We start from the raw sequence: 18820 nt of genomic DNA on the forward strand, positions 1-18820 counted from the left end.
CGATCAGGAGCTCGACGACCCGCCGTAAAGCGCCTGGCCGCACCGTAACCCAATTGTTAGCTGAAGTAACAATCATCACGGCGAGGACGGGAATACCCTCGCTACGCGGCAGGTCGCACCCGCCGACACGCATGCAAACTGTGCGTGAAAACCCGCCCCGCCGGTGCTCCCCTGCTGGCCGTACCGGTCGGTGCACGCTAGGTTTCCGAAGGTGGCAGTGAGTCTGTTGGGGAAGGCCGGCCGCGCACCGGCCGCACAGGAATCAGGTTTCGCCGCGCATCGGGCCGGAGTCGATCACCTCCTGGCCTCGTACCGCGCCATACCGCCGGATGCGAACGTACGGCTGGCCAAGAAGACGTCCAACCTCTTCCGGGCCCGGGCGCGCAGCACCGCACCCGGCCTCGATGTGTCCGGATTGACGCAGGTCATCGCGGTGGACCCGGAGGCCCGCACGGCCGACGTGGCCGGCATGACCACCTACGAGGACCTGGTCGCCACCACCCTGCGCTACGGGCTGGCCCCGTTCGTGGTCCCGCAGCTGAAGACCATCACCCTGGGCGGCGCCGTCACCGGACTGGGCATCGAGTCCACCTCGTTCCGCAACGGTCTCCCGCACGAATCCGTGCTCGAGATCGACGTGCTGACCGGCGCCGGTGAGATCGTCACCGCCACCCCGGACGGCGAACACGCGGATCTGTTCCGCGGATTCCCGAATTCCTACGGCACGCTCGGGTACTCGACCCGGCTGAAGATAGAACTCGAACCGGTACTGCCCTACGTGGCATTGCGGCACATACGGTTCCACGATCTGCGGGAGCTGGAGGCGATGATGACACAGATCATCGCGGACCGCTCCCACGACGGCGAACCGGTCGACTATCTCGACGGCGTGGTCTTCACCGCCGACGAGAGCTATCTCGTCCTGGGCCGCCAGACCGACGAGCCCGGCCCGGTCAGCGACTACACCGGCATGGACATCTACTACCGATCCATCCAGCACGATTCGGCACGGCCCAAGCGTGATCGGCTGACCATCCACGACTACCTGTGGCGCTGGGACACCGACTGGTTCTGGTGCTCACGGGCATTCGGAGCGCAGAACCCGCGGATCCGGCGCTTCTGGCCCCAGCAGTATCGGCGCTCCAGCTTCTACTGGAAGCTCATCGCGCTGGATCACAGGTACGCGATCGGCGACAAGATCGAGGCGCGGCACGGAAATCCGCCGCGCGAACGAGTGGTGCAGGACATCGAGGTGCCCATCGAGCACACCGCGGATTTCGTGGAGTGGTTCCTCCGCGAGATCCCCATCGAGCCGATCTGGTTGTGCCCCTTGCGATTGCGCGACAGCCGCGCGGAGGTGCGGGACGCGGCCGAACGCCCCTGGCCGCTCTATCCGCTGGAGCCCGGCCGCAGCTACGTCAATGTCGGTTTCTGGTCGGCCGTGCCGACCGTGCCAGGACAGGCCGACGGCGCGGCCAACCGTGCCATCGAGCGCAAGGTGTCCGAACTGGACGGTCATAAATCCCTGTATTCGGACTCCTTCTACGGCCAGGATGAATTCGCCTCCCTCTACTACGGCGGCGATACCTACTCCACCCTCAAGAAACGCTACGACCCGGATTCTCGTCTACTGGATCTGTATTCGAAGGCGGTGCAACGCAAGTGACCACATACAAGGATCGTTCCGAGGTATTCGCCGAGCTCGGAACCAAACTCAGCATTGCCGAGATCTTCGAGACCCTCCTCGACGGACCCGTACCGATCCGCCTGACCTGTTACGACGGCAGCAGCGCCGGACCGGAGGACTCGGAGTTCGGCCTGGAGATCACCACCCCGCGCGGCGTCAACTTCATCGCCACCGCACCCGGCGACCTGGGCATGGCCCGTGCTTACATCTCCGGTGACCTGATCGCCCACGGCGTCGAACCCGGCGACCCCTACGCCCTGCTGAAGGCCATGGCGGGCATGAAGTTCCGCCGCCCCACCGCCCTGCAGCTGGTGGTCATCGCCCGTTCGCTGGGCTGGGAACTGCTCAAGCCGGTGCCCCCGCCGCCACAGGAGGCCATGCCGCGCTGGCGGCGCATCGCACTGGAAGGCCTGCGGCACAGCAAGACTCGTGACGCCGAGGCCATCCACCACCACTACGACGTCTCCAACATGTTCTACGAGTACGTGCTGGGCCCGTCCATGACCTACACCTGCGCCGCCTACGAGGACCCGGCCTGGACGTTGGAGCAGGCCCAGGAGAACAAGTACCGCCTGGTCTTCGAAAAGCTGAACCTGAAGCCCGGCGACCGGCTGCTCGACATCGGCTGCGGCTGGGGCGGCATGGTGCGCTACGCCGCCAAGCACGGCGTGCGGGTCATCGGCGCCACCCTGTCGGCCGAGCAGGCCGAGTGGGCGCAGGCCAAGATCGCCGAGGAGGGCCTGTCCGACCTCGCCGAGGTGCGCCACAGCGACTACCGCGACGTGCGCGAGGGTGAGTTCGACGCGGTCTCCTCCATCGGGCTCACCGAGCACATCGGCGTGCACAACTACCCTGCCTACTTCGAATTCATCAAGTCGAAGCTGAAGGTCGGCGGCCTGTTCCTGAACCACTCCATCACCCGGCCGGACAACACCCGCATCACCAAGGCGGGCGACTTCATCGACCGCTACGTCTTCCCCGACGGCGAACTGGCCGGCTCCGGCCGCATCATCTCCGAGGTCCAGAACGTGGGCCTCGAGGTGCTGCACGAGGAGAACCTACGCCGGCACTACGCCCTCACCCTCGCCGAATGGTGCGACAACCTGGTGAAGAACTGGGATGCCGCCGTCGAGGAGGTCGGCGAGGGCACCGCCAAGGTGTGGGGGCTCTACATGGCCGGCTGTCAGCTCGGCTTCGAACGCAATGTGGTGCAGCTGCACCAGATCCTGGGCGTCAAGCTCGGCGCGGACCAGGAATGGACAGTGCCGCTACGCCCCTGGTGGAAGGCGTAAGAACCCTCGTAAGACGAAGCAGGCGTGCGGCTTTCACCGCACGCCTGCTTTCGCCTCTACGAGGACAGACCCGCCACCGGAATTCCCAGTCGCGCGGTCATCCACGGGAATGACGAGGTGAAGGCCGCCGCAGCGAACTGCCAGGTGTGCCCGCCCTCAGTGGTGTGCACGGTGCAGTTGATATTGACCTGCTGTCCCTGGGCGCAGAGCGCCTCGGCCGCACCGACCTCGCCGGTGTCGTAGACGCCGTCCTTGCCGCCCATGCCGACCTTGCTCTCGTCGATCGACTGCTGCTGCATGTAGGCCTTCACCTTGGGGTCGGAGGCCATCTTCTTCTGCCACGCGGGCGGCGTCAGATCGTCGAACAGGCCGACCATATCGGCATACGGACCGTGCTTCTGCATCACCGTCGTGGGATCGAAGGCCGCCCAGGCCTGCTCGCTGCCGCCGAAGAGCCGCTTGACGGTCTGCTCCTTGTTGCCCGCGGCCGGACCGAGATCACCCGCGATATCCACGAACGTGCCGAACAGTTCCGGATGCATGGTCGCCAGATCCACCGCGCAGGTTCCGCCCATGGACCATCCGACGATCCCCCACCTCGCGGGATCCGCGGACGTGCCGAAGGTCGATTCCACATATGCGGGCACATCATTGGTGAGGTGGTCGGCCGCGTCGCCGCGCGGGCCGTTCACGCATTCGGTGTCGTTGTTGAAACTGCCGCCGGAATCGACGAACACCAGGATCGGCGTCTGGCCGCTGTTGGACTTCGCGAAATCGTCCACGCTGGGCATGATCTGACCGCTGCGCACCCAGTCCGCGGGCGTGTTGAACTCGCCGCCGATCATCATGACCACCGGCAGGGTGGGCGGCTGGTCGCCCTGGAACCAGGCCGGCGGCAGGTACACGTATTCGGTGCGGTGATTGAAGTGGCTACCCGATTCCGGAATGTCCACCGGCACGATCCGCCCGGTTCCCACATTCGTGTTCCGCAGCGACGCCAGCGAATCCAGGTTGGTCTGATGCGGCAGCGGTTCCGCCGTCACGGCAGCCCACGCCGCATTCGCGGTGGGGTAGTACCCCACCCACTGATTCAGCACGACGCCCACGTTCAGCAGCGCCGCCGGCACCGCCAGCACGGCCACGATCCGCTGCCACCAGCCACCGGTCCGGATGCCGACCACCGCGGCGGCGAGCGCCGCCCCCGCCAGGCCGACCGCGACCCACAGCAGCGCCGGCGCCGGATCCGACGCCAGCCCCTCGTTGTCGGTGTACATCCAGGAGGCCCACACCACCCCGAGCGCGAACACCGCACAGACCGGCACCCAGAGCAGCCACCAGCGGCGCGTGAACCGCGCGAACGCCACCACCAGCAGGAAGACCGCGACGAAGGTGATCACTTGGGGGAGCCAGCCGTGCAGCAGTGAAACCCCGTGGTGGAACCCGCCCCCGAACCCGGTCTGGGTCTGTGCGGGCAACTGCGGTGCCGGCGGCACAGCGGGCGGGGACTGCAGCATCGTCGTCACAGGCACGTCGGCGATTCTCGATACCGTTCCTCGAGAAACCCTGTGAATAGGCTGCACGAAGCCTGGATGCTGGGCGCGCTCGCCCGAATTCGCCGACCGTACCGCCGAATCCGCCGCTCAGAGCAGCGAATCGAGAAATCGCCGCGGCAGCTCCGGCGCATCGGTATCGACGTCCAGCGGCATCTCGTGGCGCATGGTGCGCAGGATGTTCACCACGCCCGGCCCGGCATCGAGCAGCGGCCGGGACCAGCCCAGCCCGGCACAGCGGACCACCACCGGGGTGAGCACAGCGATGGACTCCCCGAGCCAGCCGGAGACCGACAGGCATTCGGCCAGCAGCAGCGCCACGTCGAGTTCGGCGCGCGGCCGGTGTTGTTCGCGGATACGCGAATACAGGGCACGGGCGCGCTTGACCGCGGTGTCGTCGGTGCCGAGCGGGGCCAGGTCGTCGGTGGCGCGGTCCTCGCCCCGGTAGTGCCGGGCCAGCAGGGCGCGGATGGTGGCGATCTCCTCCGCCTCGGCGGCCAGCGCCGCCGCACCGGTGGCGTGCCGCAGCGGGCGGACCGCCGGGTCGGTGATCAGGCCCGCGGTCAGGGAATCGGCGGGCAGGCCCAGCCGCAGGCGCTCGGCCCGGACCTGGGCGGCCAGACGGGTGAGCCGGCGGTCGGCCGCGATGCGCGCGCCTTCGTCCAGGCGCGCCGCGGCGGTCTCCAGGTCACCGCGGACGGCCTTCACCCGGGCCCCGCTCACGAAGATGGTGACCAGGAAGTCCACCGGGCCGACCCGGGCGGTCAGTTCGTGGCTCTGATCCAGCAGCCGCTCGGCGCTGTCGAGGTCACCACGCCGGTAGGCCACCTCGCCCAGCAGCGCGGCCGCCACCCGCGCCGAGTTCGAGCGCGACCCCGCGCGGTCGCGGGCGATCTGCCATGCCTGCTCGAAACACCTGGTGGCGGTGTCGATATCGAGCTGCTCGTACGCGGCGTCGCCCTGCGCGCAGCGGCCGAACACCTCGCCCAGCGGATCGGCCGACCGCACGTGATAGGGCGCGGCCCACTCCTGCATGTCCCGGGCGCCCTCGAAGTCGAAGTCGCACAGGCGCACGAAGGAGGCCAGATTCGCGGCCGTCGACACCGTCCACGCCGGGAGGTTGTCGGCCAGCTTCAGGCATTCGGTGATCTTGTCGAGCACGCCCTCGGTGCGGTCGCGGGCCACCTGATCGGCGGCGGCCAGCACCGCCGCCTGACAGCGCTGGGTCACCGCCTCGGCGTCGTCGGTGCCACTGCGCGCCAGCATGTTCGACAACCGCCCCAGCGCGGTGCGGGCCGCACCGGACTGCTGCAGGTTCACATTGGCCCGGGCCAGCGCCATCAGTAGCTTGGAACGCGAAGTCACCTGCTGCACCGGCAGTTTCGACACCGTGGCGAACAGGGTCGCCAGCCGGGAGCTGTCGATCAGATCCATACCGCCCTTCTCGACCAGGTCCAGCGCGTACTTCAGATCGGTGGCGGCCAGCGCGTGATCCACCGACTGCTTGATCAAATTGTGTTCGGCGAACCAGCGAGAGGCCTTGCCGTGCAACTTCTTCAGCTGCCCGGGCTGGGCGCGGTCCAGGCGGGTGCGCAGGTGCTCGGCCACCACCGGCTGCATCCGGTACCAGCTCGGATCGTCGGCGAGCCGGTGCACGAACAGTTCCCGCCGCTCGGCCTGATCCAGCAGATCGGCGGCGTCCTTCGCGCCGGACAGCGCCTCGGCCAGCGAGGCGTTCACGCGTTCGGGAACCGCTATGGCACTGAGGAATTCGAGCATGCGCGGCTCGATGGTGTCGAGCACGTTCTCCGCGAGGTACTCGCGAATCGCCTTGTTGTCGCCGGAGAGTCCGGTGATCAGCCGGTCCACGTCGTGATCGGCCGACCGCAGCGACAGCCCCGCCAGCTGGATCGCGGCGGGCCAGCCGTCGGTGGCGGTGTGGATCTGTTCCACCTGCCGCTCGCTCAGCTCCAGCCCCATGCGCCCGACCAGGATCTGCCGGGTCTCCGCCTCGGTCAGCCGCAGCTGACGGGAGCCGATCTCCACCAGTTCGTCGGCCACCTGCAGGCGACTCAGCGGCAGCCCGGTCCGCTCCCGGCTGGTGATGACGAAACGCATTTCGTGCGAACAGTTGTCGAGCAGCGACTCCATCACCCGCTGCGCCCCCGCGTCGGTGATCCGATGCCAGTCGTCCACCACCACGACCACCGGGCTCCCGCTCGCCTGCACCTCGTCGATCAGCGCCGACACCGCGTACGGCACCGCCTCGGCGGGCCGCTCCTCCAGCAACTGCTCGAGCCCCGCGCCGATCTCCGGCCGCACCTTGCGGATGGCGGCGATGATGTGGGCCAGCAGCCACACCTCGTTGTCGTCGTCACGGTCGATGCCGATCCAGGCCACCGCCACCCCGCGATCGGTGAGCTCGGCACACCACTGCGCGGCGACGGTGCTCTTACCGAATCCGGCCGGGGCGTGGATCACCGCCAGCCGGCGGCGACCGCCCGCGCGCAGCGGTTCCAGCAGACGCGGGCGCGGTATCGGCTCGCGCGCCGGCATCGGGGGCAGGAATTTCGTTGTGGCCGTGGGCGGCAGCGTATTGCCGACGGCCCCGAACTCGGTAGTGCCGGCGGCCCCGAACACGGCGCTGGGATTGCCCTGCGGGCGCAGCGTCAGCGAGCGGGTGCGCGGGGCGGTGACCACGGTGTGCGTCCGTCGGCGCGAATATGTCCGGGTGGCAGCGGAATCCGCGCCGTCCGCCCCGGGCTGTTCACCCTCGAGCAGCGCCATCTCATCCGGGACCTGCCCGTGCTCACCCTGCACGGTCCGCAGCAGCTCCCCGAATTCCACGGCGCTGCCGGGCCGATCACGCGGATCCGGCGACATGGCCGCCTCGATGGCCGCCGCCACGTCGGGCGGAATCTCGAGCTCCCGCAGATCCGGCACCGGCTGACTGGTGATGCGCAGGAACTGCGCCACGATCTTCTCCCCGGCCTGCCGTTCGAAGGCGGCGTGACCGGTCAGCAGCGCGAAGAGGGTGGATCCCAGCCCGTACACATCCGAGCGCACGGTCGGCTCGTCGCCCTTGAGCACCTCGGGCGCGGTGAACGCGGGCGAACCGGTGATCAGACTCGTCGAGGTGCGGAAACCCCCTGGGATGCGGGCGATTCCGAAGTCGGTGAGCTGCGGTTCCCCGTACCGGCTCAGCAGCACATTCGCCGGCTTCACATCCCGGTGCAGCACTTCGGCCCGGTGCGCGCTCTCGATGGCCCCCGCCAGCTTCACCCCGACCCGGACCGAATCCGTCCAGGACAGCGGCCCGCTGTCCCGCACCACCTGTTCCAGGGAACCGCGGGTGGCATAGGGCATCACGATGAAGGGCCGCCCGCTGGGCGTCACGTCCACCTGCAGAATGTCGACAATATTCGGATGCCCCGACAGCCGGCCCATGGCGTGTTCCTCGCGCAGGAACCGCTCCCGGCTCTCGTCGTCGATCTCGGTGGACAGCACCTTGACCGCCACCACCCGGTCCAGGGCCCGCTGGGCACAGCGGTATACCACCCCGAAACCGCCCCGGCCGATCTCCTCCGCGTCGAACAGGCCCATGGCCTCGAGCTCGTCGTCGAGGGTCATGGGAAGGTAGGACTGCGTGGAGTTCTCGGGAGGGGCCTGCTCACTCCGCGAGCCGCCCGGGCGCGCCTGTGGATTCATCTGGACCTGCCTCCGGTGTTCTCCCGCGCATATTCCAACGTAGCGCGGACCGCACGGGCGTGTGGACCTTTCACTCAGCTCCGGGTGGCCCGTCCGGTCCTCTTCACACACCCGTAAAACACCCGGCCCGGGCCGCGTATTCGCGACCCGGGCCGGGTATTTCAGCGCAGGAGCGCCGTTATTACTTGCGTATTACTTGCGCAGCGAAGCCGGAACCTCGAAGCGGCTGCCGAACTTGGCGGCCAGCTCGTCGGCGCGGGCCACGAAGGCTTCCTGTCCACCCGGGTAGCCCACGATGAACTGGTGGGTGCCGCCGGTCCAGGCTGGGAAACCGATGCCGAAGATGGAGCCGATGTTGGCGTCGGCGGTCGAGGTCAGCACGTTCTCGTCGAAGCACTTCTGGGTCTCGATGGCCTCGGCGAACAGCATGCGGTCCTCGAGGTCCTGCAGGGTGACACCCTCGGGGAGCGCGGTGGAGGTCTTGAAGGTGGAGCGCAGCTCCGACCACAGACCGGTGGCCTTGCCGTCGACGTAGTCGTAGAAGCCCGCGCCGCCGGCCTTGCCCTTGCGGTCGAACTCGCCCACCAGCTTGTCGAGGATCTGCGCGGTCGCGCCGGAGGCGGCGTCGATCTCGCCGCCGGCGGCGATGATCGCCTCGGCGGTCTCCTTGTAGATCTTCTGCATGGTGGTGAAGTTCAGCTCGTCCGACAGCTTCAGCGGCGCCGCCGGGTAGCCCGCCTGCAGACCGGCCTGCTCGATGGTCTGCGGGTCGACGCCCTCACCGAGCATCATGATGGCCTCGTTGATGAACTTGCCGATCACGCGCGAGGTGTAGAAGCCACGCGAGTCGTTCACCACGATCGGGGTCTTCCGGATGGCGAGGGTGTAGTCGTACACCCGGGCCAGCGCCTCGTCGGAGGTCTTCTCGCCCTTGATGATCTCGACCAGCGGCATCTTGTCGACCGGCGAGAAGAAGTGGATGCCGATGAAGTCCTCGGCCCGCTTCACGCCATTGGCCAGCAGGGTGATCGGCAGGGTCGAGGTGTTGGAGCCGAGCAGCGCGTCGGCGTCCACGACGTCCTCGATCTCCTGGAAGACCTTGGCCTTCAGATCGGGGTTCTCGAACACGGCCTCGATGACGAAGTCAACGCCCGCGAAGTCGGCCGCGTCGGCGGTCGGCTTGATGCGGTCGAGCAGGGTCTTGGACTTCTCCTCGGTGGTCTTGCCACGCGAGAGCGCCTTCTCCTCGAGCTTGACCGAGTAGTCCTTGCCCTTGTTGGCGGCCTCGATGGTGACGTCCTTGAGGACCACGTCGATGCCGGCCTTGGCGGTGACGTACGCGATGCCCGCGCCCATCATGCCCGCGCCGACCACGCCGACCTTCTTGATCTCACGCTTCGGCACGTCCTTCGGACGCGAACCGCCGTTGTTGATGTGCTGCAGGTCGAAGAAGAACGCCTGGATCATGTTCTTGGCGACCGGACCGGTCAGCAGGGACACGAAGTAGCGCGACTCGATCAGCGAGGCGTTGTCGAAGTCGACCTGGGCGCCCTCGACCGCGGCGGCCATGATGGCCTGCGGGGCCGGCATGTTCTGGCCCTTGAGCTGCTTGCGCAGGTTGGCCGGGAAGGCCGGGAGGTTGGCGGCCAGCGCCGGGCTGGACGGGGTGCCGCCCGGAATCTTGTAGCCCTTGACGTCCCACGGCTGCACGCCGCCCTCGGGGTTGGCCTTGATCCACGCCTTGGCGGCCGGGACCAGCTCCTCGACGGAGGCGACGGTCTCGTGAATGAGGCCGGTGGCCTTGGCCTTCTGCGCGTTGAACTTCTGGCCCTGCAGCAGCACGCCCATCAGGCCGTTCGCGATGCCGAGCATGCGGGTGATACGGGTGACGCCGCCACCGGCCGGGAGCAGGCCCAGGGAGACCTCGGGCAGGCCCAGCTGCACGGCCTTGATGTCGGCCGCGATGCGGTGGTGGGTGGCCAGGGTGATCTCCAGGCCGCCGCCCAGGGCAGCGCCGTTGATGGCCGAAACCACCGGCTTGCCAAGGGTTTCCAGACGACGCAGGTCGTCCTTGATGAAGGTCAGTTCCTCCATGATGGCCGCGGCGTCCGCCGGGGTGGTCTGCATCATGTTCTTGAGGTCACCGCCGGCGAAGAAGGTCTTCTTCGCGGAGGTGATGACGACGCCGGTGATGTCGTCCTTCTCGGAGACCAGGCGGTCCACCGTGGCCCGCATGGAGTCCTTGTACAGCTGGTTCATGGTGTTGGCGCCCTGGTTCGGGTCGTCCATGGTCAGCACGACGATGCCGTCGGCGTCCTTTTCCCAGCCGATCATGTTCTCGGTCATAGTTTTTCGTGTCTCCCTTGAGAAAAGTCTGTATCTGATTTCGACGCGAGCGGGGCCCTACGTGGTTACGCAGGCTGCCGCCTCCGGGCCCTGACGCTCGCGTCGGGTGGGCGTCAGACGCGCTCGATGATGGTGGCGACACCCATGCCGCCGCCGATGCACAGGGTCAGCAGGGCGTAGCGGCCGTTGCGGCGCTCCAGCTCGTCGACCATGGTGCCGAGGATCATGGCGCCGGTGGCGCCCAGCGGGTGGCCCATGGCGATGGCGCCACCGTTGACGTTCAGCTTCTCGTCCGGGATCTGCAGGTCCTTCTGGAACTTCAGGACGACCGAGGCGAAGGCCTCGTTGATCTCGTAGAGATCGATGTCCTCCGGCTTCAGGCCGGCCTGCGCCAGGGCCTTGAGCGAGGCCGGGGTCGGACCGGTCAGCATGATGGTGGCGTCCGCGCCGGAGGTGGCGGCGGCGACGATGCGGGCGCGCGGCTTCAGACCCGACGCCTGCCCGGCGGCCTCGTTGCCGATCAGCACCATGGCGGCGCCGTCGACGATGCCGGAGGAGTTACCGCCGGTGTGGATGTGGTTGATCTTCTCGACATAGGTGTAGCGCTGCATGGCGACGGCGTCGAAGCCACCCATCTCGCCGATGCCCTCGAAGGCGGGCTTCAGCTTGCCCAGGTCGGCGGTGGTGGTGCCGCGGCGCATGTGCTCGTCGTTGTCGAGGACGGTCAGGCCGTTGATGTCCTTGACCGGGACGACCGAGCGGGAGAAGTAGCCGTTGTCCCAGGACTTGGCCGACAGCTCCTGCGAGCGGACCGCGTAGGCGTCCACGTCGTCACGGGTGAAGCCCTCGATGGTGGCGATGAGGTCGGCCGAGATGCCCTGCGGCACAATGTAAGCGTCGTAGCTGGTCTTCGGGTCCATGAACATGGCGCCGCCGTCGGAGCCCATCGGCACGCGGGACATGGACTCGACGCCACCGGCGATCACCAGGTCGTCGAAGCCCGCGCGGATGCGCGCGCCCGCGAGGTTCACGGCCTCGAGGCCGGAGGAGCAGAAGCGGTTCAGCTGCACGCCGCCGACGGTGTCGGGCAGGCCCGCGGTCAGCACGGTGGTGCGGGCGATGTCCGCGCCCTGGTCACCGACGGGCGAGACGCAACCCAGGATGATGTCCGAGATGCGGTCCTCGTCCAGGTTCGGGAAGCGGTTCCGCAGCTCCTGGACCAGACCGGTGGTCAGGTCGATCGGCTTGACCGAGTGCAGCGCCCCTCCGCGGTTCTTGCCGCGCGGGGTGCGGATGGCCTCGTAAATGTAGGCCTCTGTGGTCATATCGGAGTTTTCCTCTCTTGGGTGCGCCGTCACCGCGTTGTGCGGAGCGGCCGCGGGTAACCTCGCCGACCGGCCTTACGACCAGCCGCCTGACGCTGTACAAACCACGTCACGAGCAGGCTTGTTGACGCTCCGGTAGGCCCGTACGCCTGGGCACACTCTAGAACCTCGCGAAACCGATACTCACGGCCACCCGATCATAGTACCGAACTATGCGAACTCCGGTTAACTTAAGTTGCCCCGCAGGGGAACTGTCAACCCTCGAGAGGTGTGGCCCCCAACTCCGACCGCAGCAGCGCTAGTGCCACCTCATCCGGGTCGCGGCGCTCCTCCGGAGGCACCGGCTTCGCCGACTCCTCCAGCATCTCCCGCTCCTCCTCCGGCGTAGTAGCAGGTGGGACGCCGTCATAACCTACCGGCGAGTAGTCCCCCGGCCCCGGATCATCCGGAAGATCCGGCCCGTCAGGCAGCGGAATATCGTCCTCCGGCGGCGCGAACCGGGCACTGTTCGCATCGAACGGATCCCCGCCCCCCGGACCCGGATCCGCCGGTGCCGGAGCGGCCGGCGCCGCGGGTGCGGCGGTGCTCCCCCATCCACCGGCCGCCGCGGGCTCGGCGACCGACGCGGCCGCGGCCGCTTTGGCCTGACTCGGCCGCGAGAACTTCGGCGCGGCCTTCTTGGGCGCGGGCTGCCCGCCCGCCGGGGCCCGCCCCGCCGCCGCCTTGGCCGCCGATCCGCCACCGGCCGGTCCCCCGACCTCCCACCGCACATCGTGGTCGCGCCCCAGCACGGCCCGCACCGCCGACCGCACCGCGTCCAGGTTCTGCGGCTGCGACAACCGCTGCGCCAGCGGCGCGTGCAGATGCGCGAAAACGATCGTCTCCCCTTCGACCCGAGCCACGCTGGCCCCGGTCAGCAGGGCCTGCACCGCCGCGCCGAAATCCCGCACCTTGGCCCGGATATCCGCCCAGGCCGCCTCGATCTCCTGCAGCACGGCGTCGCCCGCGGGCGCGGTGGCCGCCGGAGCAGCGACCTCGGCCGGTGCCGCGATCGGCTCGGGCGCGGGGACAGGCTCCGGCTCGGGAGTAACGACCGGCTCGGCCTCGGCCACCGGCTCCGCGACCGGCGCCACCGGCGCGACCGCGATCGGATCGGCAACCGGCGCAACGGATTCGACCGCCACCGGCTCCGGCTCAGGTGCCACCGGCGCGGGCACGGGTTCAGCGGCGGCCGGAACCGGCTGCGGCACAGGGCTTTCCGATCCCAGGGTCGCCGCAACCTGTGGTGCGGCGCTGCCCACCGGGCTCAGTTCGGGCGGCCGGACCGCGATGCCGCCGGTGACGGCCTGCGGTGTGAGATCGGCGGCCGGGGCAGGAGCCGCCTGCGCCGGTGCGGGAGCGACCGGCGCGGACGCCGTCTCGGCGACGGCAGCTGCCGTGGTGCCGGACTTTTCGGCGCGCAGCGCGGCCAGGGCCGCGGCTCCGCGCCGGCGGTTGTCGCCGCCGGCCGGGGGCACCGCGGGAGCGGCGGACGAGGCTGCGGCCTGGGCAGCCGGGGCGGCCTGCGCCTGCTGCGGGGCAGCGGGGATTGCGCCGCTCGCCATTCGGCGCTCCAGCAGCTCGAGGCGCTGGAGGGTGGCGGTTTCGGCGTCGGAGGCGGCCGGAAGGAGCATGCGGGCGCTGATGACTTCGAGCAGCAGGCGGGGGTTGGTGGCGCCGCGCATGTCGCCGAGGCCCTCGTGCAGGAGTTCCGCGTGGCGGGCCAGGGTGGCGGCGCCGAGGCGCTCGGCCTGGGAGCGCATGCGGTCGATGACGTCGCCGGGGCCGGTGACCAGGTTGCGGTCGGTGGCGTCGGGGACGGCGCGGAGCAGGATCAGGTCGCGCAGCCGCTCGAGCAGGTCGGTGGCGAAGCGACGGGGGTCGTGACCCGCCTCCACCACGCGGTCGATGGTGCCGAACAGGGCCGCGCCGTCGGAGGCGGCCAGCGCCTCGATGGCGTCGTCGATCAGGGCGACATCGGTGACGCCGAGCAGCGAGACCGCGCGCTGATAGGTGACGCCGTCGGGGCCCGCGCCTGCCAGCAGCTGGTCCAGCACGCTGAGGCTGTCGCGCGGTGAGCCGCCGCCGGCGCGAATCACCAAGGGGTACACCGACTCTTCGACCTGCGCCCCCTCCTGGTCGCAGATCTTGCCGAGCAGTCCGCGCATGGTGGCGGGCGGGAGCAGCCGGAAGGGGTAGTGGTGGGTGCGCGAGCGGATGGTGGGCAGCACCTTGTCCGGCTCGGTGGTGGCGAAGACGAAGATCAGGTGGGCGGGCGGCTCCTCCACGATCTTGAGCAGCGCGTTGAAGCCCGCGGTGGTGACCATGTGCGCCTCGTCGACGATGAAGACGCGGTACCGGGATTCGGCCGGGGCATAGAAGGCACGGTCGCGCAGTTCGCGGGTGTCGTCCACACCGCCGTGACTGGCGGCGTCGAGCTCGATGACATCGAGATTGCCGGATCCGCCCGGGCCGAGCGCCACACAGGACGAGCAGACGCCGCACGGCTTGGAGGTCGGGCCCTGTACGCAGTTCAGCGAGCGCGCGAGGATGCGCGCGGAGGAGGTCTTGCCGCAACCGCGCGGTCCGGAGAAGAGATAGGCATGACTGATCCGCCCGGTGTCGAGCGCGATACTCAGGGGATCGGTGACGTGCTCCTGACCCACCACTTCAGCGAACGTTGCCGGTCGGTACTTCCGGTACAGAGCCACGTGGAGAGGTTACCGGGGCAGACCGACAGCTGGACATGCACCGCCGGGCCGGTCGTCCGGTACGTCGGTTCCGTCCAGTGAACCACTCGAATTGTGGCGCAAATCACATGCAATCCCGGGGTCAGGTCAGAACCGACCGACCCGGACGGATATCCCGACAAGTCCAATAGCTAATTCTCAGCGCATTCTTACAATCGATTGTCCGAAACCATCTACCAGCTACTTCACCAGATACAGACTTACGTTCTGTTTCAGCTCCGCAGAGCGGACATAACGATCCAGTCAAACGATGCGGCAAGATCGCAATCGCTTGGCTACCGTAGGCAACGGCAACTTCGGTAGCCAAACCTTCATCAGGTTGGTCGCCCCGGCCGGTCCCTCATCCCGACCGGGGCACAACCAAATCTCCCGGAGGACATGCCTCGTGCCGTCGCATGACGTCATCGCCGCAGCCTGGCTCTCGAGTACCGAATTCGCCGGCGATTCCGCCGCGGTCGGACTGCTCAGCCGGGCCATCAGTCCGCACGATTACGACATCAAGCGCGACTCCCTACCCGTGTCCGCCGCCGCCGATCCGGCCACCGCGGGCGCGATTCTGGAACTGCTGCAGCGCGGCCAGGTGCCGACCCTGGCGGCGATACACACCCTCATCGTGCAGAACGACATGCGGGCCGAGGCCGACCGCATCGAGCGGCTGGGCCGGCGGGCGCAGCGCAGCATCGACGATTTCGGGCGGGTGCTGGCGAAACTCACCGATGACTATTGGATCTTGCACGGCACCGGTCCGACCCGACGCGACATTCTGCTCTCCGAACCGGCGATCGCCCTGATCCGCGAGCGGGTGGGCGATATCCCACCGACCGCCATCAAGCATCTGTGGCTGATCGAGCGCGCCCAGCGCGCGGGCTGGATCGCCTACAACGCCACGCCCCGATCCCTGTGTGCCGGAAGGCGTTTCCATGCCGCCCGGTACGGTAATCGGGTGTCGCTGCGACCGGTGAACACCATCGGCCCGCTGGTGGCGGCCTATCTGCGGGACCAGCTGGCCGAGCACGGCCGCCCGCCACGCTGGTCGGTACTGGCCTATGAATTGCGCGACGACCGGGGGCGGCGCGTGTTCAACGACACAGCCGACGCCCGGACCCAGCAGCAGTGGCTCGTGACCGCCGACTGGATGGCGCTCGACGACGGCAATCCGGTCCCCGGCCCGCGCGGATTGCGCGCGCTGGCCAAAAAGGTCAAGGATCATCGCAGCTAGGGCTGTTAACGGCAGGTATCCAAAGCCTCATTTTTGTAACAGCGCCTTAACGTGAGGATTCGGTAACTTCCACGAAACGCGATCACCGCGTGGAAGGAGTTACCGCATGACACCACCTCACCTCGACCCGGCGGCGACGGCCTGGCTGCTGGCCGCCACCGCGCTGGTGCTGCTGATGACACCCGGACTGGCGATCTTCTACGGCGGCATGGTGCGATCCAGCGGTGTGCTCAACATGCTGATGATGAGCTTCATCTCGATTCCGCTGGTCGCGGTGGCGTGGCTGCTGTTCGGGTACAGCCTGGCCTTCGGGGATGACGCGGGCGACGGGATCATCGGCAATCTCAGGCATTTCGGGCTGGCCGGAATCGATCCGAACACGCTGCACGTGGTGGACAAGAGCGGGGCGGCGGTGCCGGAGCTGTTGTTCGTCACCTTCCAGCTGACCTTCGCGATCCTGACCGTGGCGCTGATCAGCGGCGCGATCGCCGACCGCGCGAAGTTCTCGGCGTGGATGATCTTCGTGCCGGCCTGGGCGCTGATCGTGTACGCGCCGATCGCGCACTGGGTGTGGACGCCGGACGGCTGGCTGGCCAAGCTGGGCGCGCTGGATTACGCAGGGGGTCTGGTGGTCGAGATCGCCTCGGGCGCTTCGGCACTGGCCATGGCGCTGGTGCTGGGACCGCGGGTGGGCTTCAAGACCGATGCCATGCGTCCGCACAATCTGCCGTTCGTCCTGCTGGGCGCGGGCCTGTTGTGGTTCGGCTGGTTCGGTTTCAATGCGGGTTCGGCCCTGGCGGCCAATGGCATTGCCTCCGCGGTGTTCCTGAACACGCTGGTGGCGGGCTGTCTGGGCATGCTGGGCTGGCTGGTGGTCGAGGCTCGGCGCGACGGCAAGCCGACCACGTTCGGCGCGGCCTCGGGTGCGGTGGCCGGTCTGGTCGCGATCACGCCGTCCTGCGGCGAGGTGAACACCATCGGCGCGGTGATCGTGGGTCTGGTTGCGGGCGTGGTGTGTTCGTTCGCGGTGAGCTGGAAGTTCAAGGGCAACTACGACGATTCGCTGGACGTGGTGGGCGTGCACTTCGTGGGCGGCATCGTGGGCACGCTGCTCATCGGCTTCCTGGCCTCGGCGGTCATGACCGGTGGGCCGAAGGGCCTGTTCTACGGCGGCGGACTGGGTCAGCTGGGCAAGCAGGCGGTGGGCGTGCTGACCGTGGCGGCCTTCGCCTTCGGGGTGACCTTCCTGCTGGGCAAGGTGCTGGACAAGCTGATCGGCTTCCGGATCACCAAGGAGGACGAGATCGGCGGCATCGACTTCGCGCTGCACGCGGAAACCGCCTACGCCGAGGGTGTGCACGGGCACGCGCCGAGCCGGATCGGCAAGCCGCACGGGCACTGAGCTGTGCGATATTTCGGGCACTGAGCTGTGCGATATATAGAGCACCGAGCTGTGCGATATATAGGGCACTGAGCTGTCAGACCTTTCGAGCCCCGCTGCGTCTCGCAGCGGGGCTCGAATGCTTTGCGGTCCGGTTCAGTTCACCTTGCTAGCGGGGATGCTGAAGGTATTGCACTGGAGAGTGCGGTCCTTGTCGTACCCGATCTCGAACCAGCCGCCCATGTTCTGGGCGGTGCCGTGGTCGCGCATGTCGCCGGGCCCGTCGCCGCGGTGGTAGGCGTCGTTGCGGGCCACGCCGATCTGGGCGCTGGTCAGTGAGCCGCCATTGCTGGAGGACGACAGGTACATGCCGTCGAAGCACTGGGCCTGCAATTCGGTCCGGCGGGACAGTTCCAGGCCGGTGTCGCTGCGGGAGCCGGCGTCGCGCCGCTGCTGGTGCACCTTGCCGAGAATGCCCGCCTGGGCCTGGACGTGATGGCCGTATTCATGGGCGAACACGGACAGGTAGACGACCCAGTTGTTGCCGAAGAGATCGGTTTGCAACTGGCTGATCGGCATGTAGATGGTCATGTCCGCCGAGCAGTAGAAGGCCGCGAAATTGGTGCTGTTCCCGGTACACAGGGTGGTGATTCCGCTGGTGTCGGCGGACACGTTCAGCTTGGGCGCCTCGAACGGCAGATTGATCTTGTCGAACAACGGTTTCCACGTCGAGTGCAGGCAGTCCGCCGCGGTTTCGAAGAACTTGCGGGCCACCTCGACCTGAGTGCCCCACGGCGTATAGGCGCACTTGGCGGGGAGCAGCGTGTAATCGGCATTGGTGAGCAGCGGGTTGTCGGCCGTGGCCGGGACGCCGCGGTTCTCGCCCGCATCCCCCGAGTAGGTGGTCTTGACGGTCGAGCCGGCGTTGATGGAATTCAGGCCGGTGGTGATGGCGGTGCGCAGCAGCACGCCGGTCACCAGCAGAACCAGGATCACCACCAGCACACCGATCCGGCCGCGGCGCGGCGGCGCGGGCCGGGTCATCGTGATCGCGCCGGTCGGCGGGGCGGCGGTGGGCGGCGGCATGGGTGCGCGGTAGGCGGGCCGGGCCGGGTAACCGGACGGCTGGCCGTGGCCGAGCGGCGGAAAGCCTTGGTGCGGTGGATATCCCGGCCGGGGCGCACCCGCAGCGGGCGGGGGCGGGTATCCCGGGCGCTGGGAGGGATACCCGGGCGGCGGAGTGGGCCGACCCGGCTGCGGCGAATATCCCGGCGGCCGTTGGTATCCGGGCGGCTGCTGCGACCCGGCCGGCGGGGGTGTGCCGCCCGGCGGCGGGCCACCGGCCGGATGCTGCCGCGGGACGGCGGGGAAGCCCTGCGGCACGGCGGGCTGCGGTGGATTGCCCTGCGGCGGCGGGGTTCCGCGCGGTGGCACGGGACGCTGGCCCGGGGGTGTCGGTCCGTGCTCGGACGGTGGGCGAGTCATCTCCCCCGCACCCCCTCGTTCCTCAGAGATAACCTGCC

Annotated in this window: 10 protein-coding genes; 4 read left to right on the plus strand and 6 right to left on the minus strand. The window is 68.4% G+C overall.

Annotated elements, in window-relative coordinates; all coding sequences use genetic code 11:
• Window positions 1–217: 217 nt before the first annotated feature.
• The gene (locus ABZ909_RS18205; protein WP_357000736.1) at window positions 218–1666 is read left to right on the plus strand and encodes an FAD-binding oxidoreductase; all 1449 of its coding nucleotides are present in this window, start codon (window positions 218–220) and stop codon (window positions 1664–1666) included.
• Window positions 1663–2979: a class I SAM-dependent methyltransferase gene (locus ABZ909_RS18210; RefSeq protein ID WP_357000739.1), complete on the plus strand. Its 1317-nt coding sequence runs from the start codon at window positions 1663–1665 to the stop codon at window positions 2977–2979. Before ABZ909_RS18205 ends, ABZ909_RS18210 begins: the two co-directional genes overlap by 4 nt.
• A 56-nt stretch (window positions 2980–3035) precedes the next feature.
• Here ABZ909_RS18210 and ABZ909_RS18215 read toward each other — a convergent pair whose 3' ends face one another.
• The 5 genes from ABZ909_RS18215 to ABZ909_RS18235 all read right to left on the minus strand — a co-directional run bounded on the left by ABZ909_RS18215 (window position 3036) and on the right by ABZ909_RS18235 (window position 14658).
• Window positions 3036–4508 (minus strand): alpha/beta hydrolase-fold protein, encoded by a 1473-nt coding sequence (locus tag ABZ909_RS18215; RefSeq protein WP_357000742.1) that lies wholly within the window; start codon window positions 4506–4508, stop codon window positions 3036–3038.
• Window positions 4509–4619: 111 nt separating this feature from the next.
• Window positions 4620–8237 carry a protein kinase gene (locus tag ABZ909_RS18220; RefSeq protein ID WP_357000745.1) on the minus strand — a complete coding sequence of 1206 codons (3618 nt, stop codon included), beginning with the start codon at window positions 8235–8237 and terminating at the stop codon, window positions 4620–4622.
• Between the two features lie 192 nt (window positions 8238–8429).
• Window positions 8430–10583, minus strand: coding sequence for a 3-hydroxyacyl-CoA dehydrogenase NAD-binding domain-containing protein (locus ABZ909_RS18225; RefSeq protein WP_357000748.1), 2154 nt, complete (start codon window positions 10581–10583; stop codon window positions 8430–8432).
• A 113-nt stretch (window positions 10584–10696) separates the two neighbouring features.
• Window positions 10697–11908: an acetyl-CoA C-acetyltransferase gene (locus tag ABZ909_RS18230; protein ID WP_357000751.1), complete on the minus strand. Its 1212-nt coding sequence runs from the start codon at window positions 11906–11908 to the stop codon at window positions 10697–10699.
• 254 nt (window positions 11909–12162) lie between these two features.
• On the minus strand, window positions 12163–14658 hold the full coding sequence (locus ABZ909_RS18235; RefSeq protein ID WP_357000754.1) for a DNA polymerase III subunit gamma and tau: 2496 nt from the start codon (window positions 14656–14658) through the stop codon (window positions 12163–12165).
• 424 nt (window positions 14659–15082) lie between these two features.
• Between ABZ909_RS18235 and ABZ909_RS18240 the strand changes: the two genes are divergently transcribed.
• A complete protein-coding gene (locus ABZ909_RS18240) occupies window positions 15083–15916 on the plus strand; it encodes a hypothetical protein (protein WP_357000756.1) in 834 nt (277 codons plus the stop codon).
• A gap of 106 nt (window positions 15917–16022) precedes the next feature.
• A complete protein-coding gene (locus tag ABZ909_RS18245; RefSeq protein ID WP_357000758.1) occupies window positions 16023–17318 on the plus strand; it encodes an ammonium transporter in 1296 nt (431 codons plus the stop codon).
• Window positions 17319–17453: 135 nt separating this feature from the next.
• Here the strand turns inward: ABZ909_RS18245 and ABZ909_RS18250 are convergent, their stop codons facing one another.
• Complete coding sequence (locus ABZ909_RS18250) at window positions 17454–18782, minus strand: neutral zinc metallopeptidase (RefSeq protein WP_357000760.1); 1329 nt, start codon at window positions 18780–18782, stop codon at window positions 17454–17456.
• Window positions 18783–18820: the final 38 nt, after the last annotated feature.

Source organism: Nocardia sp. NPDC046763 (genome assembly GCF_040645495.1).
Classification (GTDB): Bacteria; Actinomycetota; Actinomycetes; order Mycobacteriales; family Mycobacteriaceae; genus Nocardia.

Bases quoted from the DNA above. Each gene is read 5' to 3' on its own strand.
- ABZ909_RS18225 (WP_357000748.1), bottom strand. From the start codon at position 10,583: ATGACCGAGAACATGATCGGCTGGGAAAAGGACGCCGACGGCATCGTC.
- ABZ909_RS18230 (WP_357000751.1), bottom strand. From the start codon at position 11,908: ATGACCACAGAGGCCTACATTTACGAGGCCATCCGCACCCCGCGCGGC.
- ABZ909_RS18245 (WP_357000758.1), top strand. From the start codon at position 16,023: ATGACACCACCTCACCTCGACCCGGCGGCGACGGCCTGGCTGCTGGCC.
- ABZ909_RS18250 (WP_357000760.1), bottom strand. From the start codon at position 18,782: ATGACTCGCCCACCGTCCGAGCACGGACCGACACCCCCGGGCCAGCGT.
- ABZ909_RS18220 (WP_357000745.1), bottom strand. From the start codon at position 8,237: ATGAATCCACAGGCGCGCCCGGGCGGCTCGCGGAGTGAGCAGGCCCCT.